This is a genomic window from Bacillus sp. AFS031507 (genome assembly GCF_002584635.1).
In the GTDB taxonomy this organism is placed as follows: Bacteria; Bacillota; Bacilli; order Bacillales; family Cytobacillaceae; genus Neobacillus.
In genome coordinates this window covers 220,175-243,143 of the sequence record NZ_NUOW01000007.1, presented here as the reverse complement: position 1 = coordinate 243,143, position 22,969 = coordinate 220,175, and the positions used below count along the sequence as shown (strand labels likewise).

Sequence of the window (22,969 nt, the reverse complement as noted above, 5' to 3'; positions counted from 1 at the left end):
ATCAAAGATTGATACATGAGACCGCTTCGATTACGGTGTCTACGTTTCCTGAGCCTGGGATTCATCACGGAGCCAAGGATGGGGCGCAACCATGAACGAGGATTAGGGACCGAAGACCCGAGTTCATTTTATAAGTTTTTGTTCTTGCGCTTATCAGATTTCTAACTTGTTTTTATTTGGAAAAAAGCATATCATGGGAATATATGTTCCTGTTTTGGGATAATATAAAAGTTCACTATATTTTAGGAGGAATGGAAATGGAACAACGCATTAATTATCTTGAAGTAGCACCCGAAGCACTTAACATTATGATGGAAATGGAGAAGTATACTAAATCTACTGGAATAGACCGTAAACTCCGTGAACTAATTAAAATCCGTGCTTCTCAAATTAATGGCTGTGCTTTTTGTCTTAATATGCATACCTCTGACGCTCGAAAAATGGGTGAAACGGAACAGCGTTTATACTGCGTCAGCGCATGGGGAGAATGCGATTTCTACACAGATGCTGAAAAAGTGGCATTAGAATTAACTGAACATGTGACATTAGTTCCAACTAAGCGTGTACCTGATGATCTTTATAATCGAGTGCGTATACATTTTAGTGAAAAAGACTATGTAGATCTCGTTATTTTGATCAATCAAATTAATAGTTGGAATCGACTCTCCATTTCAATGGGAAATTTCGCAACTGCAGCAAAATAAGAAATCTTGAATTTTACATATGAAATAAAATTATATCAATATAACTTTGTAATAAAATTGTAATTTGGCTGTGATGTCACTGTTACACCTTCCTAGTATAGTAAAGCTATCAAATCACACTAGGAGGTAACAATCATGCTAAAGAAATTCATCGTAGCATTTGTCATTATCGTTTCTTGCGGCTCTTTGTTTGCTAACATGGGTGATAAAGCGGAAGCAGCGTATTATAATTCAAAGGCAGTTTCGGTTGCAAAGTCTAAATTAGGAGTACCTTATCGTTGGGGCGGAATGTCACCAAGCGGCTTTGATTGTTCAGGACTTGTTAAATATTCCTATGCAAAAGCTGGAAGAACGCTAAACCGTACAGCGGCTCAAATGTTCTATGGAAACGGATATCGTATCCATAATTATATACAACCAGGAGATTTAATGTTCTTTGCTCCAACCAAGGCAAGTCGGCCGACACATGTTGCCATGTATATCGGGAATGGTAAAATGATCATGTCTTCTTCTTCAAAAGGAGTCATGATTACAAGCACAAACAACCCATATTGGCATCCAAGATATGTTGGAACAAAACGCGTTTAACGACAGACCATCCTTCTGAGATGGTCTTTTTCTTATCCACATATACTATTCTCGGGTTCGGACTTTATTTTCCCTCTTCCCGGTTTAATCATTTCTATTTGTTATCCAGCCTATATTAATGGAATCATCATGGAAAAACTCAATTATATATTTTTGGACAGGGCAATAATAATACATGTCGCTTCCCAGCCAAATAATTTCATCAAATTTGATCAATAACTCCGTTGTTAATCTCGTTTTTACACATGGATAATCATCATAACCCCAAAAAACATATATCGGGCTAGAGGAATTAAAGCCTTTTTCTTTTAGAAGTAAAGGAATGCGGCTAATGTCTTTTTCATTTATTTCCATTCGATTAACTGAACTGTCAGCCCAGTCAATTCTATTCCAAAAAGCGATGGGAAAGGTTTCACCCATGTCCTCTAGGATTAATCTAGTTTCGTTTGTATCTAGCATTTCATATTCTATTTCATCCCCAAATGCCTCTTCGAATGCCTCTCTTACAGTTTTTTCTTGTAACTTTGCGTGTTCCAGCATTTCTTTCTGCTTTTGAACCTTTACTAGTTCCTTTAACCTCCGTTGTCGTTCATCTTTGTTCATAGTTATACTCTACTCCTTTTTTTGCACTTCATTAGGCAGCGTTACATTTTAGTTGATGGTCTTATCTCCATGATCAGTGGAACCACCGTGAGCAGTAGGTGGACTAATTCAAAGGTGATAATTTGCCATTTGCGATGTTTATAACAGAAGATAGGATTTTCCAAGTCAATTCCTCCAGGGAATAATGCTACAATAACAAATTGTAACTTTCTTCCTTTTTAGGATACATGATATGGTGTGACTTGGATATGAATTTTTAATGAATAACAACCTACAAAGTCAACCGGACGCATCTGGCATCGAAAGGTGCTAAGCTATATAGCTACTTTTCGTCATTCACATATAAAACGAGCAGTTACCATTCTTTGCTCTTGTTCCTGAAATAGTTTTTTAATCGCCCTTTTAGGAAAGGGTGGTTTTTGTTTTGGAGGAAATCGGGAGATTTCCTTAGCACTATCAAGGATTGGAAGACTCGAACTATTCCATTGCTGTGTCGAGGTTTTCTGAGTTTGGGATTCGTTTTGGAGCCAAGGATTGGTTGTAACGGAGCGCGAGGTACAGCAAACGTAGATCGAGTTCATTTTAATAAAACATAGAAAATACCTACNNGTAGGTATTTTCTATGTTTTTAGCCATGGCACTAAAAAGCTAATTTTTAAATTTTTTTCCTATTTTACTGAAAAAGGGTGTGATCTCTTTAAGTAATGGTTTATATTGTTTGGTTGTCTCTAATAGGGTGTCATAGGTTTCCAAAAGTAAGTCAATATCCACATTGTTCATAAAGTTTTCTATTTTACTCTGGGTGTTTTGCGTCTGATGCTGCCTGTTTTTATGAGCTGTTGTAGGTTCCTTTTTTCTACGTCCAAAAAACCAATCATCGCGACGATTTGATCTGGTATGGGTAGATGATTGTTCGTTTGTTTCCGGACTTTCTTGTGCATTATTTTCGTTTTCTTTGTGTGTTTCTCTCGATTTACGATTGCCAAACATGAATCTTGAAATAAGGTCCTTTTCTCTCGTCGGCTTTTGTTTTTGATGATGATCCCCGTCCACTAACTTCTTCCACCTCGCTTTTATCCTCTCTTAGATAAGCTATGATTGGTTTCGTATCAAAGTGTGGATACTTGGCCAAAAAAATAAAAAAGCAGGCATTTTAATTATTTTTTAAAATTTTCAACCCTTTGTCAGCGCTTGTCCAGTCCTCTTTATTCTTTTTGCATAGCTTATTAGGGAGAGACAGGAATCTCTCATCCGCCGTAAAGAACAGACATATTATTACCTCCTAAAAGGAGCGGATGACACCAGCATTCGCTTCTTTTTGTTTTTTACCGGTTGATCAAAATTACTGTACTCTTGCGGATTTTTATAACAAACGGGAACTTGTCCAATCATGTTTCTTTGAAATAAATATATTAATGGTAGGGATGGAAATTACTCCCTCAAAAACGAAAGGTGGTGAATAAGATATGGGCTGTGGTTACGATGGTGGTTCCGGTTATGGCGGCGGTTATGGCGGCGGTAGCACATTTGTTTTAATCGTTGTATTGTTCATTCTATTAATTATCGTTCTTTCAACATTCTAGTTTTAAGGACAATCTGAACGTGGTTCATTTTTGATTTAAATCATTATTTTCAAAATGGGGTGAGAAACATGAGTGATGGACATAGAAGTAGTTCAACTGCGTTAATCGTTGTACTTTTCATCTTGCTTATCATTGTAGGAGCTTCCTTCTTTATGGGAGGCTACTAATTTAAAAAAGTGACAGGTCACTTTTTTGAAGGAAGGAGGGACAGGTTGAAATAATCTGTCCTTTTTTCAAGCATAAATCAACAGAATACCTCGTATTTTCCGCATCTGCTTGAGAAAGGAGGAAGAAAATTGCCTAATTCACTAATGAGATTCAGGGGTCAGCCTATTGAAATTAGAGATCATTTTGGTAGAGTTCACCGTGGAATAATGGATGGGTTTGATGGTCGAAGAAGAGGCGTGTTTATCCGGGATGGCTTTAGAAGAAGAAGATTTATCCCCTTCTTTGTCATCTTTGCTATTTTTTCCAGAAGACGTCGCATATTCTAAGAATCGACTGATCTATGAATAAACACAATGAAAGGAAGAGCCTATTTTGGGTTCTTTCTTTTTCGTTTTTTTTAGTCTCCTCCATATTAAAAGAATATTCATTTTCGAAAAAACTTTTCTTATCTTTCTAAACGCTTGTCCAGTCCTCTTTATTCTTTTTGCATAGCTTATTAGGGAGAGACAGGAATCTCTCCGCCGCCAAGCACAGACATAGAATCACCTCTGGAAGTAGCGTATGTCATAATGCATACGCTACTTCTTGTTTTTATCGGTTTAGAAAAATTACGGTACGATCGCGGATTTCTTCAAAAAAGCGGTGCATGTCCAATCACGTTCTCTTGTAAAAAATATACTAATGGTGAGATGGTAATTAACCATCCACAAACTAAATAGGTGGTGAAAAGATATGGGATTTTGCGGTTACGGTGGCGGTTACGGCTACGACGGTGGTTATAGCGGTGGAGGTTATGGCGGCGGCAGCACTTTTGTATTAATCGTAGTATTGTTCATTCTATTAATTATCGTTCTTGCTGTAACTTAAGTTTTTCGGGACAAACTGAACATGTTTCATTTGAGAATGAAATCGTCATTTTCAAATGATAGATCGGAAGGAAGAGCCTATTATGCGCTCTTTCTTTCATTATGTTTATTATGCGAAAGGCACATGAGCAAATATAAAAAAACCGGTTAAGAACAGAAGTCTTAACCGGTTAATTCTTATCTTATTTAAAATTGATGCGATTTAAGATTTTTGCTTTTTGATAATGAAAGATGGATTGAGATAATTCAAAGATGGTTCCGTTCGTTAAACAGACGGTGTTTTCAATAATCAATGCTGGATCGAGCGGATCGACCAGGAGCAATCCCGCACTGGCTTCATCGATTTTTTCGCAGTTGATGACTTTGTCCGCAAAACCAATTGTTAATTTTAAATCGTCGATCAGGTAACTATAAATAGAACTTGAGGCTATCTCTTCGTTTAAGTAGGGGACAATGTCTTTTTTAAAATAACTGATTTCAATCGAGAAGGGCTCTTGATCTACAATGCGGAGCCGCTTAATATAATAAAGCTTGGTTCCAACTTCACAACGCAATTGTTTCGCTTTCTCTTCATCGGCTTCTAGCACGTGTAAATCGAGAATTTTCGTCTCAATTGTTTTTGAAGTCAAATCTTTTGTTAATCCTCTAAGACTGCCCAAATTGATCGTATCGGTTTCGGATTTTCCCCGTAAAAACATGCCGCTGCCCTGCACCTGATAGATGTGGCCGCGATTGACGAGCTGATTAATGGCTTTTCGTATCGTATTACGGCTCACTTCAAATTTATTTATCAGTTCATCTTCTGTCGGCAGCTTTTTCGTTTGATCGAATTTCCCATCCCGAATGTCCTGTTCTAATTGATCCGCTATTTCTTTATATTTTACAGCCATATGTTCTCCCTAATGTTTCGTTCCATTATTTAATGACTTTATTATACATCAAGCCTCCTGATTCATATCAAGAGGCTTTCTTTTTTACTTACAGCTCTTCGCCTCTTGTCTCAATGATCTGCTTATACCAATGAAACGACAGCTTTTTCTTTCGGTTTAAGTGATCCTGGTGATCGACGTATATGAATCCGTATTGCTTTTTATAGCCGTTTAACCAGCTGAGGAGATCAATGACAGACCAGGCATAATACCCTTTTAAATGAATGCCTTCTTGGATGGCACGCTTAATCACTTTTAAATGCGCCTCAATATATTTAATCCGGGGCACATCGACGATTTCGCCCTCAATGATCGGATCCTCATCACCGAGTCCGTTTTCGGTTACATACATTTTAATATCACCATAACGCTCTTTTAACATATGAAGACCGTCTAAAAATCCTTGCGGTGAGATTTCCCATCCCCATTTCGTATAGGTTTTATCCTCCATTTTCACGGTCCGATAAAAGCCATCAAACGAGGGGTTGCTGGAGTCAGCGTCGAAGTTTCTCGTGAATGTTCCATGGTTGAAACGGCTTCGTGATTTTTTTCAACACGAATCGGCTGGTAATAATTCAGTCCGATAAAATCATTTTTTCCGGCATTTCTTTTTAAGGTATCCAGCTCTTCTTCTGTCCACTTTGGCGTCCAGCCTTTTTCCTGTAATTGCTCGACCACGTAAGCCGGATATTCGCCTTTTAAAATGGGGTCATAATACCAAAACGTTTCATATTCATTGGCATGCCGGGCCGCTAGGACATTCTCGTGTTCGTCATCTACGCTGTAAGCGGGTAAGAATACATGGGTAATCCCAATCTCGCCGTAATGATTCAGTGCTTTATAGACTTCAACGGCCTTTGCATGGGCATAAAACACGTAATGTGTCGCTTGAAAGTATTTATTCTCATCGTTTTGGATCCCAGGCGGATGCGCCCCTTTTAAATAGCCTAAGCCGGTAAACATCACTGTTTCATTGAACGTAATCCAATGTTTAACGCGGTCACCGAAGGACCGAAAACAAATTTCCGCATACTTGACGAAAGCTTCCGCTGTTCGCTTATTCGTCCATCCCCCGTCTTCTTCCAGCGTCAGCGGCAAATCCCAATGATAGAGCGTAACAAATGGCACAATCCCATACTTTAAACATTCATCGATGACATTGTTATAAAATTCCAGACCCTTTTCATTGACTTCACCGTCTCCCGTTGGCAAAATACGTGCCCATGAAATCGAAAACCGGTATGACTCCAGCCCCATCTCGGCCATTAATTGAATATCTTCTTTGTAGCGATGATAATGGTCGATCGCTACATCCCCATTGGTGCCCTCATACGTTTTCCCCGGAATCTTTGAAAAGACATCCCAATTGGTTACCCCTTTACCGTCTTCATTCCACGCTCCTTCTATTTGATAAGAAGCAGAAGCCGCGCCGAATAAAAAATCATGTGGAAACTTCATTTTTTAATCCTCCGTTTTTATGCCGACTTATTAAATTTATTACTATATATTATATTTATAGGTACAAATATTAATGTGATTATATACCGTTTTTTAATTTTTGACTAGAAAAACTTCCTGGATAGTATCTACTGAAAGGGATTATTAAATCCGAGTGCGATTTTTTAAAATCCTGCTGAATGGTTGAAGATGAAAATAAAAAAGAGGAGACTCTCTACTTCGAAGTCTCCTCTTTGTCTGCTATTCAAATGATTTGGCTGTCTCAATTAAATCCTCTTTGGACAATTCCTTATCGGATTGTTGACCATAGTAAGTTAAGGTGTATTCTAAATTGTTTTCTTTCCATCTTAAAATTTGAGCTTTTTCATCATTTACAGCATATTGACCGTTCAAATCTCCAATTTCCACTTCTTCAAACTTTAAATTAGAAGAACTAGCTTTCTTATTTACTACCAAAAGCTCCAAGTGGTTTTTATTTCCTTTTCCATTTGTAAAAAAGTCGAATGTTTGGACGTCAGCTTGATCTGGAATTGGACTAAATGATGCTTTCATATTTTCTAGTGGTAATTTAGATGGCAATTCAGGTTGGAATTCTTGGTCTTTCACTTGTTCTTTTAATTTTGAATGATCGAATTCATACAAGTTTGAACCGCTAGCGGTACATCCCATCAACAATAGCGGTACGAAGGCTAATAAAAAAAGGAATTTCTTTGTCATAACCACTCCCCTTAATATATTCTATATTTTACCATTAATTATAACCTACCTCCTTGTTCAACCACTACACAAAAAAGCTAAAAAGCCAGAGGGTTTTCCTGGCTTAGGTCATTGTGTTTGCCACTTATGGAGAACCTTTTATTTTTTGGACTGGATCTCGGACAGTGGCAGGCTTTTTAGTTACCTTTTTTAATCATGCTGGGATGAAAATTTTAGGTTAAGATACTAGATTCCTATTAAGTATGAAATCAACGAAGATTGCCCTAGATTACTGTCCACTCCCTCATTTCCACCTCAAACTACCCAAAAAGTCAGTCGATAGACTGGCTCCGGTAACTTTTACTCCTACTTATTCCATTGGACCAGCCTAAATTCAAGACCTAGAACCATTAAGTTACCCTTTTTAATAAAACCCTGTCATCGGTTTTACCCTAAGAACAATTTATCTGCCACTTCGATCACTTTATCGGCCACTTTTTCATTTTATCTGCCACTTTTCGATTTTATCGGCCACTTTCAGCATTTTATCAGCCAATTGTCTTTTTCCTGCCCCAAACCTCCTAGAAAAACTAAAAATCCAGGCGTTCAGCCTGGACAGGTTATTGTCTTTCCCTTTTCTCAAGACCTAAACCAATAAGTTACCTTTTTAATAAAAACCCTACCGACACTCACCCGTCCATAAATGGAGGGGGTTCCACCTTTAAACAACCTTAGCTCTTCCAAATCTATAACAAACAAAAGATGGACTTCACTTTGGTCTAAAAGGCTTCGACAGCCGAAATCGTTCTAATGCACATAATCGAAACATGATTATTTACACGGGCTCGGATTCCCTTGCCACTCACAACTTATTGACTGTTCCGGGGTATGTCTACACCGAGAGATTTATCCTATTAATCTCTAAGGGATTTATACACCAAATGTTGAGATGAATTTTCTATGTGATTTCATATTTTTCAAGTTTGAGATGCACTCATTTAATACATTGGAAAGTTGAAACCAATCTTTTTCAGCCTGTTGAAGATCCACTTGATTTGATTTTGTTACATATCTAGCTAAAAATGCACTGTATAAATCACGTTGTGCCCGGACCCCGCAATCACAACAATGCCAGCGGTCCTTGAGTCTTTTTTTCTTAATGGCACCACAATGACAGGTTTGAGATAACTTTGTGGAGTAGGTTGGAAACTCTCCGAACCTTCCACCTTGCGATTCCACTTTTCGTTTTAACATGTTCAAAAACATACTGGGTGCTTTTCTACCAATACTTTTTCCAAACATTTTCTGAAATGCTTTATAGGAGAGTTTTTCTGTTTGAATGGAAGAGGCTTGTTGAAGGATTTGATTAGTATCTCGACCATGGAGCTGTTTTCTAACTTCTTTAATCTTACGTTCCAATTCTCTGTGTTCTGAACGCGTGTTTATGTATCCTTTGGAGTTTACCCACTTCTTTTTACCTTTTTTCATTACGCCATTGCTTTGATAATGATTAGGGTTATTTGCTCGTCGCTGCCGGTCCATTTTACGATTAATTCTTCTTTTTTCCTTATCGAGTACTACAACTTCTTCACAAAATTCCCTTAATTCCGCTTTCGATTCCCCTACTATCGCAATCGTGGAAGGACCGATATCCAGTCCAATCTCTTCCTTCCCTAATTCATATTTATGATAGGGGAATCCTTCAAGAATCAATTGAACATAAAAACGATTTTTCCCCTTCACTTCTTTTTTTATTATTCGACAATATTTTATTCTATGCTTTAAGGCATGCTGCATCCATTGATCTTTGGGGTCGATTAGGCATTTTAACGATAGAGTTTTCCCGATAAAAACATACCCATTGGAGTAGGTTAGAAATGTTTTATTGTTTTTTCCTTCTAAAGAAACAAACTCACCTTTTCGTTTAAACCTGACCTTTTTCGCTTTTTTAAAAGCGTATTTTTGCACCGCCTTAAAGGCTCTTGTCGAGAGTTTTTGACAGATGTGCGTCCCTAAATGTTTCGCAATAAACTTCGATGCATTCTTGGTTTGTGTACCGAAGGATTGAATCGAATAATCAGTAAAACCAAAAGTCGCATTAAGATGTTTAAAGTTCGTTCTACGCTTTTCTAGATCTGTTTCCATGGTTTTAGATAATCGGACGGTTTCCTTATATAATTCGGTATTTTGAATAGCCTTAATCCTCTTCAAGCTTTCCCCTAAACAAGCATTATAAAGCTGTCTTCCACAATCAGATAACATCAAAAGCAGCTTTCCTTCCTTAGCATTCGTTCTTAATCGAATCGTTGCGGTAAAAGAGGGCGTTCTTTCTTTTGATGCCGCCATGGTTTTACACTCCTTTTTGATTTTCTATGTACTGTTTTACAACATCAAGCGTGGTTCCGCCAACAGTGGAAACAAAATAGCTATTGGTCCATAGAGAAGGAATTCTACTTTTTAACCATGGGAATTCGCTGCGTAAGTAACGAGAACTTCTTCCTTTCATCATTCTTATTAGTTTATTAATTCCAAATTGAGGGTCACATTCAACAAGTAGATGAACATGATCTGGCATAATTTCCATTTCGATTACTTCAGATTTTGTCTCTTCTGCAACCTCTAATAAAATAGATTTAAGTCTTTCATCTACTCCATCCATCAATACATTTCTTCTATATTTAGGGCACCAAACCACATGGTATTTGCATGAAAACACTACATTATTATTTCTTTTATATTGAATTAGACTTTTCATATCCTTATTATATCAAATATTTCTATCTAATGCCAATTTAAAGGAACACTTGTTCTGAAAAAGTATAATAAGTAAACAACCTAACCCCATTCATAAATGAAGGGGCTTGCGGTTGTTTGTTTTGGTCAATTCCACTTAAATGGAAAGGAAAAGCCTACTCTGGGTTCTTTCTCATTATGTTTATTTAAAAAAAGGACATGAATGATTTAGTTTTTTCATAAATTGTAAGAGCTATTAAGAAAAGGGGGAAAATAGATGGAAATTCCGGTTACGGGGTTTATCATTCATTCAAGTGATTCAAATATGGATTCTGAGCATTCTCACCAATTATATCTGACGTCTTGGAACGGCACTCCTATTCATAGACATCATTTTTCAGGAGTGACCTCTTTTATCGGAGGGCATGACCATAAATATGCAGGGACAACGGAACCTGCCCCTACTGGTGTAAAACATACTCATAAATACTTTACCGTGACTTCGTTAAATGATGGCCATAAACATGAAATCCGAGGCACAACGGGTCCTGCGATTCCATTACCTGGTGGAGTTGGACATTATCATAATTTTCACGGAGTAACGACAGTGAACGGAGCCCATCCTCATTCACATAAATATAGTGGTACAACTAGCCCTAGCTCCTAGGGAAAGTTTCACCCCATTAAAAAACCGATTTCCTGATGGTTAAGGAATCGGCTTTTTTTATCTTCTTTAACTGAGGCATCCTTAAGCTTAATAAAGGTACCACTCCAACTCATTTCTCTATTAATTTTCCACTATCCGTTTCACCCATGATACAACACACATAGACTAATGATGACTTTACAAATTATTTATCTAGGGAGTTGACTGTATTTTGTATAACCCTTACCAATACAATCCTTATCACATTAGTCAACAGCAGCAGTATAGCCCACACCATTATAAACACACAGTATTAAGTAACGTTGAACCTCTTGTTCAATATGGATTACACGAAGCCCAGCACACTTCTTTTCCTCATGCCTTACGAGAGGTTGCGGCTATTACGTACCTTATGGGTATGGGATATGAACCTACCGTAGCCCGCAAGATCGTTGAGTCTTGGGAAATCAACGAGGCATTTTATCCAGGGCAGATATGATTCCTACCCTTTCAAAAGGGTAATGAAGCACCGTTTACACGGTGCTTCAGATTGTAGACAAAAGGCATTCGAATGAGCCCATTCGGATGCCTTTTTATTGGATTTTTGCTCGAAAGAGGAAAATTTAGACCTACCTTTGACTATTATTACGCCAATTCTGGACCTTTCCACCTCCAGCTGGCCATCTTTTTCAAGTTCATGGCAGCAAAAGTAAGCATCGCTTGCATGGACAATTTTTTTAAGCCTCTTAAGGTTGTCCAACGCATACCATGCTTTTCCTTAGCATCCGCAAAGACCCGTTCAATCGTTTCTTTACGTCTTGCGTAAATGCTTTTATTTTCTTGTGTGTGACGAAGATGATCGGCTTCTTCTATGTAATGTTCCCAAACATGTCGCTCAATCAATTTTTTATGTTCTTTACTCTGCGTGCATTCTGAAAGTAAAGGACAATTTTGGCACTCAAACGGATTAGAGAAGTATTGACGCTTTCCATTCTTCGTCGTCGTTGCATATTTCAGTATTTGTCCTTGCGGACAGATATAACAATCGTAGTATTCATCATAAATATACTCATGTTTTTTCATATAACCGTCCTTCGTACGAGGGCGTGTATATGGTAATGCAGGAGTCATATCATTTTCAATTACGAATTGAGCAATAGCAGGTGTTTTGCATCCAGCATCAGCAGCAACAGCTTCAGGTTTCCCGTGTTTTTCAATGACCTTCTCAAGTAGTGGCTCGAAAATGACGCTATCATGGATATTCCCTGGGGTTACAATTGCACCCAAAACAAAACCATTTCGATCCGAAGCCGCATGAAATGAGTATGCGAACTGTTTCGTTCGCTCATCCTTTACGTAATAACCACTTTCTGGGTCAGTGGTACTTTCTTTAATTTCCTTTAATTCTTCTTTTTCAAATTTATCTGGAGGAAATGGCTTTTTTCCGTGATCTTCCCGGTCTTTATTAATCTCTTCTTGTAGACGTGTTTCATAAGCCTTCGATTCCTTTCGAACTACTTTCTTTTCAAATTTACGCTTATTTGCACTAGCTTTAACATGTGTAGAATCAATAAATACGTGCTCGCTACTAATCAATTTCTTTTCTGAGGCTTCCTTTAAAATACGATAGAATATCTGTTCAAATAAATCAGTATCCTTAAAGCGTCGCTCGTAGTTTTTACCAAACGTTGAAAAGTGAGGTACCTTATCATAAAAACCAAAGCCGAGAAACCAACGATATGCCATATTCGTTTCGATTTCTGCAATGGTTTGACGCATAGAGCGAATACCGAAGGTATATTGAATGAAAGCCATCTTTATCAATACCACAGGGTCAATACTCGGACGTCCCCGTTCAGATGAGTACATATCTTGAACAAGTGAATAGATAAATGAAAAATCAATAGCAGCTTCTATCTTACGAACCAGGTGGTTCGCGGGTACAACTTGTTCTAAAGCTATCATTTCTATTTGATCACGATTCATCTGTGTATTTTTAGTTAGCATTTCATCCACCTCATCTATATGTCTGTATCTTAATTATACAAAGGACTGATTTAAAGGTCATTATTGATTTTAAAACTTGTTGATTGGAGCGGAAGGCGCGAAGACTCCTGCGGGAGTACGGAGCAGGGGAGACCCCGCAGGCGCTTAAGCGCCGAGGAGGCTCCCCGCTACGCCCGCGGAAAGCGAAGCGCCTGGAGCGCAAATCAACAAACAATTTAGCAAAGACATAAAAAAGACTGCCGGCAAACCCAAGTTTTTCGGATTTGTCGACAGTCTGAAGCACCGTTTACACGGTGCTTTCTTGTAAATTTTACATGATTTAAAGGTAGCTCCTTGTCTATTTTTTGATTACCCTCTATTCTATAGAACGTACATATTCGGCTATTTTTAAAATTTCACCGTCTGTAAACGTAGGCTTTCCTTCATATCGAATTCGCTTAATAACCTCTTCAATCGTATTAGCACTGCCATCATGAAAATAAGGTGCACTTGCCCATACCCCTCTTAATGTTGGAACATCAAAATGAAGAGTATCTCTTGGGTTTGTAAAACCTTGCCTAGCATTACCTTTAGATGGTTTATCTAACGGATTAGTAGTACCGATATCATGCAAATAATTAGTATTGCTAGTTGTCAAATGACCGTTTTCATCAATAGCCTTTACGCTATCTGTAAATTGAGCCCCTGCATGACATGCAATACATCCTGCTTTCCCTTCAAACAATTTTCTTCCATCCTCTGCTGCAGAGGTCAGACTTCCATCCTTTTTACGATAAGGACTTTTTGGGACTGGGAATGAATCAGGATCATCGAGATAGGCAAACATCGCATCATACATATGCTCGACATCATTAGGGAGTGGTTTTCCCGGATCAAATTCCATCATGCCACCCATTTCACCCTGCACAGTCAATATATAATCCGTAAAATCATCACGACTTCCATCCCACATAAATAATCCGGTTTTTGTCGTTAAAACATTGCTTGGAACTTCTCTTGGTCCTTTTGGAGTCATTAAAGTAAGTCCATTTGTTTCACCATCAGCATGACAAGAAATACAACTCATCCAATTATTCCCTGTAATTCCTGTCGCAAACTCATCACTATTGGCACTATAAAAAATCGTTTTCCCTTCTCTTACTAGTGGGGACAGAGGATCTTTTGATATCAACTCAAGATTGTCACCTTTCATTTTTGCACGAGCGTATGGACTGTCTCCTCCTGTAGAAATCTCGGCAAGATCATGACTCATAGCGTTGTTAACATAAACGGTTTCTCCATCCGGTGAAATCACGGCACCTCTTGGATTATTTCCTTCAATTCTTCTTAGAATCTGCGTTGCATTGCCACCACGTTTTAAATCAAACACAACGAGATCTTCACTTCCAGACATGACAACATATGCTTTGTTACCGTTTGGATGAAAGACGACATCATTAGGATTTGAGGTAATGATTGTGTCATTTTTTTTATCTGTGATATTTATTTCTTCGAACAATTCTTTCCGTTCATCAACCAACTCTTCATCAGTCGTTAAATCAATGACAGAGATGGCTGGGAAAATCGTTTCTTGAAAGTGAACTGGTGTATCAACATTTGTTAACAAGTGTGGAATCCAAGCTTTTTTTCCATCGGGATCTATCACAAATTGTTCTAATGTATTGGGAATCCCCTGGCTTTTTTTGCGATCGTGACTATCTGGTGAATCGGCAAGGGTAATTACTTTACTTATTTTTTCAGTTTCGGTATTAATCACACTAATTTTCGCATCTAAATAATGCGGAACATATAACTTATGCCCATCTGCCGTAATCGCTAATGTTCTAGGTCGATCGCCGACTTTAATCTCAGACTCAACTTTTTTATTAGTTAGATCGATTACTGATATTGTACTAGATCGATAGTTTGCAACATACAGCTTTTTACCGTCCTGATTTGTTACAACACCATATGGTTCAATTCCGACATCAAGAGAATCGACCACTTTTTCTTTTTCAATTGATATGATGTCAATTTTATTGTCATACCTACAGGAAACATACAATTTACTTTCATCTGGTGAAAGGGTTAGCTGTACAGGGGATTTTCCGACGGGTATTTCAGCTGTCACCTTTTTTGTTTGACTGTCAACAATGGTAACTGTATTTACATCAATATTGGCTATATAAATGGTACTACCAGCCTTATTCATAACAATATTGTTGCTGTTAACAGCATAGTCCCGAACAACTCCTGGCTCTTTCTCGTTTACTGCTTGTATTCCTTCCTTACAACCAACTAACGCCCCCATCAATAGGAGCATTAGCCAGAAAAGGGCAATTTTCTTCACGATTACCTACCCTCTTTATCTTTATTTTTTTACTTCAACAGGTACAAGAACAGGTGCAATGCCGTATTTACCATGACCAGCTTGAGTTTGTGGAACTTGATCTCCATCTGTGTTTCCAGACTTATCACCATCAATGTAAAAATCACCTGTATCCCAGAATTCACTTGCTTGCATTCCTTGTTTAAGATCTGGACCATCTATGACAGTTTCATAAAAATCAACATATCGTGAAATAATGGTCTCCACTTCTAATGCTTTTGGCTGTTTTTCATCACCTTCCATATTGCTTAAGTTATTAATCGCGACACGTAAGACAGCAGATACTCCACCTGCAGTATAGGCATCATATTTCATTTCGCCTTTCACAGTTTCATAGGCTTTTGCCTTATTATCCCAAAGCATTTCATCCATTGCTTGATAAACGGTACGAGCAGCATTACGATATTTTTCATCCTTTGTTGCAAGATATGCTGCTGTTAAGCCGCGAACGGCCCCAAGTTGTGCATTTAATGGTGTTTCCTTATCTGCACCTTTACCGAATGTATAGCCTTTTGCAACTAAGCCTGAATCTGTCATCAGTTTATCAATGATAAAATCAGCTTGTTTTTTAATTAATTCAATTGCACGTTTACCTTCAGCTGTATTTAATCCTTCAGCGTCTTCTGCATTTGCATATCCAACTGGAAGACCATCAATTGCACGCTGGAAAATACGAAGTGATTCCATTGTATAGCCTGCATTAAACGTATCTACATAATTTCCTTGCTCTTTACCATTATTTTCAGCTACAAATGCACCTTCTTTTTCATTAAAGTGCATGGCGTCAATATTTTTAAACACATGAAGCAGTACGTCACGGTTAACAGAGTATGGATCGTTTACAGTCACATCGTTTCCTGTATTGTTATCAAGATTTACTTTAGGTGCAGCAGGATAAGGATCACTGTCAAAAAGTGCTCGGAATGATGGCGCGACATTTTTATTTTCTGGACGCTGATCTGTCGTGCCGAAGAATTCAGATGAAGGCCAAAGCATTAACCATTGATCTGTTAAAATACTGCGCGCATCTGTTACTTCTAGTGACTCGGCATTAGGGACGTCTGTATTTCCGTCTTCTTTTACTTGGATTGTATGAGGTAAATAAACATAGCCTTTTGATGGATCATACTGACTTCCAACACTTGCAGGAAGTAATCTCTGATCATTTGCCTTGTAAAATAAGTGATTACGAACGTAATTTAATTTGTTCCAAATTTCCTCTACTAGGATGGCTCCCTGCATACCATCTGCTGAGCTGACACCAATGGCAACGTTTTCACCATGATCATCAGTAGGTGTTTCACCTTCCAATTCTTCATCACCGTCTACAGTATGAAACCCACCCATAAAATCTCCAGCCCATAGAGCTTGTTTTAAGAATGCCCCCCCATATGCTGCTGGATTTAATACTTTATCCATTTTATTACGATCCCATCGAAGCGACTTAAAGTTAACTTGATATTGAGGAACGTATGTATTTTCTTCCCCTGAAGCATAGTTAGAAGTATCTACTTCTTGAATATAATGAGGATCACCTTTTGCATATTCAATAAAGGTTGGAAACATATTCCTATGAATCTCTTCACGAGGATAGCCAACTGCATCAGCTAATTTATAGAAACGCTCTGCTAATAATTCTTGTGATTCTTTCCCCTGCTTTTTAGCTAATTCCTTGACAACCGGACCATTAATTAAATGTAGCCCTAACCCTGATTTTTCTACAACTTCATACATTGCTTCCTCTGAATATTCATACGATTCAATTCCTGCTGTATAATCAAACTTTGTGGGCGAATCTAATTTTTTTGGATCAAGAACATCCAAATCAAGTCCTAGTCCCTCTACTAAGGGTTCTCCTGAAAGTTCAAATTCTGCATAGGCGAACATGTTCCCTGCTGTATCAAACGTATAATCTGTCACAGGTACTCTTACAGAAGCGTTTGTCGCTTTCTTACTTACTTGTTGCTCTTGTTCTGATGTTTTTTCTTCTTTAGCAACTTTCTTATCGCTCGTACATCCAGCAATTAGTACTAAAGTGGATGCAAGTGCGATAGATGACATCACTTTCCATGGCTTGTTTTTCATAATAATATCCCTTCAACATAATAATTTTATCTATCATCATAAAAAAATAAGAAATAAATTGATTAATAGATAATAAACGACTATTTTTTTAACTAATCTATAAAAAATACTTATTAATTAAGAAATATTCTTAAGAAGCCTTTTTGGTATAACAGGCTCTTCTAACTTTTTGTTCTTAAAAGAAAGCTTTTGATCTATTCCAAAATATCGGTCTAAACTGAAAACATAACTACTTTGTATAAAAAATAAAATTGCAAATGCGCTTGTATAAAGGGTCAGACTTATTAAATTCATATTTCCTGAAAGAATAAAATTCACATGCATAAAAAGACAAATAAAAACAGAAGGAATAATCATAAATCCAACGATCAAACATATTCCCAAAATAATTTGCACAATAGGAATGGTATAATTGAAGAACATAACATGATCTAATGCTACATGTTCAATAAAATGCTTGTAAAATTCTGGAACATTTGGTTTTTCTACTGCAGTTAATAAATAATGTTCGATAAAAATACCAGGTTCACTAAACCAGTGTTTTTCACTAATCTTCGTTACACCCGCTAATAGCCATCCTACACCAAAAAGAATACGCATTACAGTTACCAATAATTGCAAGACCACTTTATTAATTAATGTACTCATTATTATCACCTCCTACGAATCTATTAAGATATTCCATAAAGAAAGTGATAATGATTATCATTTTCGTTTTCGTTATAATCTTATACTTAAATGATAATCATTGTCAATCAAAATTGAGTGAAAATTACATAATCTATGCTATAATGACAGATTTAATAGTTTAAAATAGAGTAGTATAAATATAAATTGTAAGAACAAGGAGAAAAAATGGATCGATTTAAAAACGTTTTAATAATTTCTTTTTTAATAGCAAATATTATCGGACTTTGTGTTTGGATTTTTTCTATATTGAAATAGAAAAATTCCTTTATTAACAGCCGCCTTGAAAAGTTAATTTCTTAATGGTGTAACCTTATTCCACTAACCTGAACCGTTATCTGAACAGAAAAAAGAGCGACTTTTCAGTCACTCAAAAAAATTTTTCTTTATAAAAATATATAAAAGCGTTATCTAATTAGAAATTTTGATGTTATTTTCATCAAAGGGTATCATCCAAAGTTCATTCGTCAAAGATAAGCAAAAGGAGGTGTGATACGAATGGCACAAGATGTTCTTTGTGAAGTAAATAACTGTTCTTACTGGGGCAACGGAAACAAATGCAATGCAGATGCTATTTATGTAGTCAGTCATAAAGGCAAACAGGCATCCAGTAGTGAAGAAACGGATTGCAAAACATTTGTTCCAGAAGCATAATTTTCGTTGGGATAGCCTTTTTATGGTTATCCCTCTAATATCTGTAGTATTGATAATAATAATCATTTTCATACATGTTTATGGATATATCTTATTTTTCTAATTTTATTGGAAATAGGAACTGAATAGAAAATATTTATATTAGCTTCCTGTTTACAAAATATACAGGGACTTTTATACAATTTGCTTATTTCTACATGTGGGACGTCAAGACCTTTTAGTGCCTTTTTAACATGGTTTTTACACACCATTACCATATAGAGACCTCACTTTCCTTGATCTATAAATAAATATATGTGCTGTATAAAACATTTATCATCACTCAAATGTTGCTGACATGTACACATTTGAATTTTTATGACAAAAAAAGAGCAGCATTTCAGCCGCTCCGATGTTATCTCTTTCATCTTATTTTCGCTTGAAATACCTAAATCTTAAGCAGATTAAACTCCAATCGCTTCTTGATTAGCATTCGATTCTTTGAATAGCTGTTCCCACTGCTCATATAGGCTTTTAGCTGTCTGATAATCATCGAAATCCGCTTTTAAATCTTCCTGTAATTTCTCTTTTAAATTGCGGCATGATGACTCCCATTCCTCTAAACTTTTTATATCAAAAAGTTTTGAAAACCTTGGTTTCATACTTTCCCAATTAGAATAAATGGTATTACACCATTCCAACAATTCTTCACGGTATTGTAGTTCTTCGTCTAAATCCACATATTTATCTGTATCAACCTCAATCTCCTCTTGATAAGCAGCCCTTTCCATTAATCCTTCATGGAATGGTTGTTCCTCCTCTTCCCATTCCAAACGGTGATCGGAACCGACTTCAATCTCCTCTTGATAAGCATTCGTTTCCAATAATTTTTCATGGTATGGTTTTTCGTCTTCCCATTCCAAACGTTGATTAAAATCGACTTCAATCTCTTCTTGAGAAGCAGCCCTTTCCATTAATCCTTCATGGAATGGTTGTTCCTCTTCCCATTCCAAACGTTGATCAGAATCGACTTTAATCTCTTCTTGATACGCATGCGTTTCTTTGAATAGCTGTTCCCACTGATCATATAGGCTTTTAGCGTTCAGATAATCATCGAAGTCCACGTTTAAATCTGACTGTAATTTCTCTTTTAATTGACGGCATGATCCTTCCCATTCCTCTAAACTCTCCATATCATAGAGCTTGGTAACCTCTGGTTTCATACTTTCCCAATTAGAATAAATGGTATTACACCATTCCAACAAATCATTACGGTATTGTTTTTGTTCTTCCATTTTGAACATTCCCCTCACCAAGGTTATTTATTTTTTCTTATCCTGATTATAAGGACCACAAATTTATACTATGTTCCACAATTGTCCTAGGTTAAGACATTCACCCATAGATAAATAACAACATGACGTCAGTAAGAAAACGAAGTGGGCTATTTCACCTTTTCTAAAAAAGATTTAATCCTAATAAAGTTTATTCAAATTCAAAACTAAGCCGAATTTGTTATAAATAAAACGCCACTCAAGAACAAATAGCTAAATAAAAATGCCCACATCAAGTTGGGCATTTTTTTTAAAAGTTTTTAAATTTAAAAGTGAAAAACTTGTTTCGAGATGAAACCTTCGGAAAGTATTCCCGAAGTCTTCTTTACATAATCTACTTATTGCCATTTAAAACCTTGATCTTAATGTCCAGAAGTTATTTTAATACCTGCAGCCCCTGTAATAATACACATAATCAATAGGACTGTTCTTAAACTTCTAGGTTCTTTAAAGAAGATCATTCCTGCTAAAACACTTCCAACAGAGCCGATACCGGTCCATATTGCATAGGCAGTCCCCACTGGAAGAGAAGTTAATGACAAAGAAAGAAAATAAAAGCTTAAACTCCCAAAAAAAAGACACGCTACAGAGGGGAGCAATTTTTTAAACCCGTCTGCACGTTTCAGGCTTATAACACTACCAATCTCGGCAAATCCGGCAATAAGAAGAAAAAACCAAGCCATTGAATCATCTCCTAACCTTGTATAAATCATATTTTTTCATTAATGTTTAGGTTGTGCAGGACTAATTTTTATTCCAATTATCCCCAATATCATTAAAGTTACAAAAAATACTTTCAGTGGATTAATAGTCTCTCCCCAAAAAAGCATCCCAGTTACTACTGTTCCCACCGTTCCCAGTCCAGTAAAAATGGCGTAACCAGTTCCTAAGGGAATTGAATGTAAAGCTTTTGAAAGTAAAAAGAAACTAAAGAGTATAATAACTACCGTTACTATACTAGGGATAATTTTGGTGAATCCGTGTGAATATTTAAGACCGATCACCCAGACAATTTCCAAAATTCCTGCCATTATGATATAGATCCATGCCATTTGATTGCTCTCTCCTTCGGCATTGACACTTATTATTGAACCACGAAGTTCTCCATATATCGATAAATCGCATAAGCTACCCCATTCTCATCATTTTTAAGGGTTGTCGTTGAACAAACAGCTTTTATGACATCTTTCGCATTTCCCATCGCTACACTGTATCCAACTTTCTGGAACATGGATAAATCATTGTTGCTATCCCCGATTGCCATAGCCTGATCTAAGGAGCCATTCATCATGAAAACCAATCTTTCAAGGGACATCCCTTTTGAAGCTCTTTTACTAGTCATTTCAATGTTATGATCAGCAGATGAAACAACCATCAACTCATCAAACTTTTTGAATTGGTTCCATGCTTCCTCTACTTTCTTTTTATCAAACGAACATGCTAAAATATTATAAAACTCTTCCTCCTGTTTTAAGATATCATGATAGTTTTCAACTAAAACATATCCAAACTGATCAAATTGTCTTTCCGCTATTTCAACTAATTCTTTCATATCTGTATCCAAATCAGCACTTTTCAAACTTTGAATCTCATTATAGAAATGTTCTCTTCCCTCTTTAAGAGTATAAATGGCTTTATCAGTAAACACTTCGTAATAATAATTCCGTTCATCTAACCATTGGAGAATAGATTCGACACGATCTTTAGTTATCGTAATAGAAGAAATGCACTTTCCGCTTTTTGAATGAATGGTTGCGCCATTTGTCCCGATTACAAATGGAGAAATCCCGGCTTTTTCACAAATTGTTTGAACGTCAAAATAAGCCCGTCCTGTTGAAATAACTACTTCAAAGCCTCTATCTTGGGCATATTGAATCGCCTTTATATTTTCTTCACTAATTTCATTCTGGTCGTTTAATAATGTTCCGTCTAAATCTATCGCAATGAAACTCATACTATATATCTCCTTTTCCCATTCTATCTATTAAATTTTCTTTCTAGTTTTTTTACCTGCTTTCAATAAAAATCTAATCAAAAAAGAGAGAGAACTCCCTCATCCGTCTCGATATGTCCTTTTATGGATTGACTATGCTTGAATCCAATTGATTTCCTCTAATTTTGAATGATTTCTCCATTCCTCTGGAAATGGTTGCTCGCAGACAATCACATCGACTTTTTCTAGAGGACAAACTTTACAAAATGTATCGACACCAATTTTAGAGTAATCCGTTAGCAATACAACTTGCTTTGATACCTCGACCATCTTGCGTGAAACTAATGTTTCATGTAAATGATAATTACTAACCCCACTTTGAATAGAAACACCACCAGCTGAAATGAACGCTTTATCAATATTAAATAGATTTAACATTTGTTCAGTGAGACCGCCGCATATAGATTGCTGCTTTGGATCTATTTGACCACCTAGTAATAGAATTTGTCCTGTAAACTTATTTTGATTAAGCGATTCGGTCAACACAGACGACACAGGAAGAGAATTGGTTAAAATCGTAATGTCTTTTTTATTTTCAATACACTGCGCAAATTCAAGCATGGTTGTCCCTACATCAATGACAATCACATCTCCGTTAGAAATGAGTTCTACTGCTTTTTTCCCAACCTTAACTTTCGCTTCTTGATTCACAGTTGTACGCTGTGTGAATGGAGGTTCCTCAAATTGAAAGACTGTTTTAATTGCTCCACCGTAAACTCTCTTTAAAAGTCCTTTTTCCTCTAATATCATCAAATCGCGTCGAATTGATTCCACTGAAACATTAAATTGATCAACTAATTCTATAACTTTTACTTTTCCCGTTTTGTTAAGTTCTTTTAAAATTTCGTTCCTTCTTTCTTCTGGCAAAATAGACATATTTCTTCCCCC

The 22,969-nt window shown here is 36.8% G+C and carries 23 protein-coding genes and 1 pseudogene; 8 read left to right on the top strand and 16 right to left on the bottom strand.

Features of this window, described 5'->3' with window-relative positions:
• The first annotated feature begins 257 nt into the window (after positions 1 to 257).
• Both COE25_RS09820 and COE25_RS09815 read left to right on the top strand, forming a co-directional pair.
• Positions 258 to 704: a carboxymuconolactone decarboxylase family protein gene (locus tag COE25_RS09820; protein ID WP_098932480.1), complete on the top strand. Its 447-nt coding sequence runs from the start codon at positions 258 to 260 to the stop codon at positions 702 to 704.
• A 135-nt stretch (positions 705 to 839) separates the two neighbouring features.
• Positions 840 to 1,292, top strand: coding sequence for a C40 family peptidase (locus COE25_RS09815; RefSeq protein WP_088090085.1), 453 nt, complete (start codon positions 840 to 842; stop codon positions 1,290 to 1,292).
• Between the two features lie 84 nt (positions 1,293 to 1,376).
• Here the strand turns inward: COE25_RS09815 and COE25_RS09810 are convergent, their stop codons facing one another.
• Together COE25_RS09810 and COE25_RS09805 are read right to left on the bottom strand one after the other, a co-directional pair.
• Positions 1,377 to 1,895: a CDI toxin immunity protein gene (locus COE25_RS09810; protein ID WP_098932479.1), complete on the bottom strand. Its 519-nt coding sequence runs from the start codon at positions 1,893 to 1,895 to the stop codon at positions 1,377 to 1,379.
• Positions 1,896 to 2,543: 648 nt separating this feature from the next.
• On the bottom strand, positions 2,544 to 2,948 hold the full coding sequence (locus tag COE25_RS09805) for a hypothetical protein (protein ID WP_098932478.1): 405 nt from the start codon (positions 2,946 to 2,948) through the stop codon (positions 2,544 to 2,546).
• Between the two features lie 413 nt (positions 2,949 to 3,361).
• Between COE25_RS09805 and COE25_RS09800 the strand changes: the two genes are divergently transcribed.
• The 4 genes from COE25_RS09800 to yjcZ all read left to right on the top strand — a co-directional run bounded on the left by COE25_RS09800 (position 3,362) and on the right by yjcZ (position 4,513).
• Positions 3,362 to 3,478 (top strand): YjcZ family sporulation protein, encoded by a 117-nt coding sequence (locus COE25_RS09800; protein ID WP_098932477.1) that lies wholly within the window; start codon positions 3,362 to 3,364, stop codon positions 3,476 to 3,478.
• A 68-nt stretch (positions 3,479 to 3,546) separates the two neighbouring features.
• Positions 3,547 to 3,645, top strand: a complete 99-nt coding sequence (locus COE25_RS09795; protein ID WP_098932476.1) for a YjcZ family sporulation protein — start codon at positions 3,547 to 3,549, stop codon at positions 3,643 to 3,645.
• Between the two features lie 129 nt (positions 3,646 to 3,774).
• Positions 3,775 to 3,972: a hypothetical protein gene (locus COE25_RS09790; RefSeq protein ID WP_098932475.1), complete on the top strand. Its 198-nt coding sequence runs from the start codon at positions 3,775 to 3,777 to the stop codon at positions 3,970 to 3,972.
• Between the two features lie 406 nt (positions 3,973 to 4,378).
• Positions 4,379 to 4,513 (top strand): sporulation protein YjcZ, encoded by a 135-nt coding sequence (gene yjcZ, locus COE25_RS09785; protein WP_098932474.1) that lies wholly within the window; start codon positions 4,379 to 4,381, stop codon positions 4,511 to 4,513.
• 181 nt (positions 4,514 to 4,694) lie between these two features.
• On the opposite strand, the gene COE25_RS09780 is transcribed toward yjcZ, so the two are convergent.
• From COE25_RS09780 to tnpA, 5 genes and pseudogenes are all read right to left on the bottom strand, one after another.
• Positions 4,695 to 5,402: a GntR family transcriptional regulator gene (locus COE25_RS09780; RefSeq protein WP_098932473.1), complete on the bottom strand. Its 708-nt coding sequence runs from the start codon at positions 5,400 to 5,402 to the stop codon at positions 4,695 to 4,697.
• 88 nt (positions 5,403 to 5,490) lie between these two features.
• Positions 5,491 to 6,899: pseudogene (locus tag COE25_RS09775) on the bottom strand (glycoside hydrolase family 1 protein).
• 240 nt (positions 6,900 to 7,139) lie between these two features.
• Positions 7,140 to 7,616: a DUF4367 domain-containing protein gene (locus tag COE25_RS09770; RefSeq protein WP_098932472.1), complete on the bottom strand. Its 477-nt coding sequence runs from the start codon at positions 7,614 to 7,616 to the stop codon at positions 7,140 to 7,142.
• Positions 7,617 to 8,525: 909 nt separating this feature from the next.
• Entirely contained in the window at positions 8,526 to 9,941 is a 1,416-nt protein-coding gene (locus COE25_RS09765; RefSeq protein ID WP_098932471.1) for an RNA-guided endonuclease TnpB family protein, read from the bottom strand.
• 4 nt (positions 9,942 to 9,945) lie between these two features.
• Complete coding sequence (tnpA, locus tag COE25_RS09760) at positions 9,946 to 10,350, bottom strand: IS200/IS605 family transposase (protein WP_098932470.1); 405 nt, start codon at positions 10,348 to 10,350, stop codon at positions 9,946 to 9,948.
• Between the two features lie 255 nt (positions 10,351 to 10,605).
• Here tnpA and COE25_RS09755 point away from each other — a divergent pair, with 255 nt between their 5' ends.
• Entirely contained in the window at positions 10,606 to 10,995 is a 390-nt protein-coding gene (locus COE25_RS09755) for a YmaF family protein (RefSeq protein ID WP_098932469.1), read from the top strand.
• Between the two features lie 624 nt (positions 10,996 to 11,619).
• On the opposite strand, the gene COE25_RS09745 is transcribed toward COE25_RS09755, so the two are convergent.
• The 4 genes from COE25_RS09745 to COE25_RS09730 form a co-directional block, all read right to left on the bottom strand.
• Positions 11,620 to 12,981, bottom strand: a complete 1,362-nt coding sequence (locus COE25_RS09745; RefSeq protein ID WP_098932468.1) for an IS1182 family transposase — start codon at positions 12,979 to 12,981, stop codon at positions 11,620 to 11,622.
• A 355-nt stretch (positions 12,982 to 13,336) separates the two neighbouring features.
• Positions 13,337 to 15,283, bottom strand: coding sequence for a beta-propeller fold lactonase family protein (locus tag COE25_RS09740; RefSeq protein ID WP_098932528.1), 1,947 nt, complete (start codon positions 15,281 to 15,283; stop codon positions 13,337 to 13,339).
• Between the two features lie 48 nt (positions 15,284 to 15,331).
• Entirely contained in the window at positions 15,332 to 17,434 is a 2,103-nt protein-coding gene (locus tag COE25_RS09735; protein WP_098932467.1) for a hypothetical protein, read from the bottom strand.
• 117 nt (positions 17,435 to 17,551) lie between these two features.
• Positions 17,552 to 18,082 (bottom strand): DoxX family membrane protein, encoded by a 531-nt coding sequence (locus tag COE25_RS09730; RefSeq protein ID WP_098932466.1) that lies wholly within the window; start codon positions 18,080 to 18,082, stop codon positions 17,552 to 17,554.
• A 537-nt stretch (positions 18,083 to 18,619) separates the two neighbouring features.
• Here COE25_RS09730 and COE25_RS09725 point away from each other — a divergent pair.
• On the top strand, positions 18,620 to 18,775 hold the full coding sequence (locus COE25_RS09725; protein ID WP_098932465.1) for a DUF1540 domain-containing protein: 156 nt from the start codon (positions 18,620 to 18,622) through the stop codon (positions 18,773 to 18,775).
• 443 nt (positions 18,776 to 19,218) lie between these two features.
• Here COE25_RS09725 and COE25_RS09715 read toward each other — a convergent pair whose 3' ends face one another.
• The 5 genes from COE25_RS09715 to COE25_RS09695 form a co-directional block, all read right to left on the bottom strand.
• Positions 19,219 to 20,049 carry a hypothetical protein gene (locus COE25_RS09715; protein ID WP_098932463.1) on the bottom strand — a complete coding sequence of 277 codons (831 nt, stop codon included), beginning with the start codon at positions 20,047 to 20,049 and terminating at the stop codon, positions 19,219 to 19,221.
• 401 nt (positions 20,050 to 20,450) lie between these two features.
• The gene (locus tag COE25_RS09710; RefSeq protein WP_098932462.1) at positions 20,451 to 20,771 is read right to left on the bottom strand and encodes a DMT family transporter; all 321 of its coding nucleotides are present in this window, start codon (positions 20,769 to 20,771) and stop codon (positions 20,451 to 20,453) included.
• 39 nt (positions 20,772 to 20,810) lie between these two features.
• Positions 20,811 to 21,140, bottom strand: a complete 330-nt coding sequence (locus COE25_RS09705; protein WP_098932461.1) for a DMT family transporter — start codon at positions 21,138 to 21,140, stop codon at positions 20,811 to 20,813.
• A gap of 32 nt (positions 21,141 to 21,172) precedes the next feature.
• Positions 21,173 to 22,042, bottom strand: a complete 870-nt coding sequence (locus COE25_RS09700; protein WP_098932460.1) for a Cof-type HAD-IIB family hydrolase — start codon at positions 22,040 to 22,042, stop codon at positions 21,173 to 21,175.
• A 132-nt stretch (positions 22,043 to 22,174) separates the two neighbouring features.
• Positions 22,175 to 22,957, bottom strand: coding sequence for a DeoR/GlpR family DNA-binding transcription regulator (locus COE25_RS09695; protein WP_098932459.1), 783 nt, complete (start codon positions 22,955 to 22,957; stop codon positions 22,175 to 22,177).
• Positions 22,958 to 22,969 lie beyond the last annotated feature (12 nt).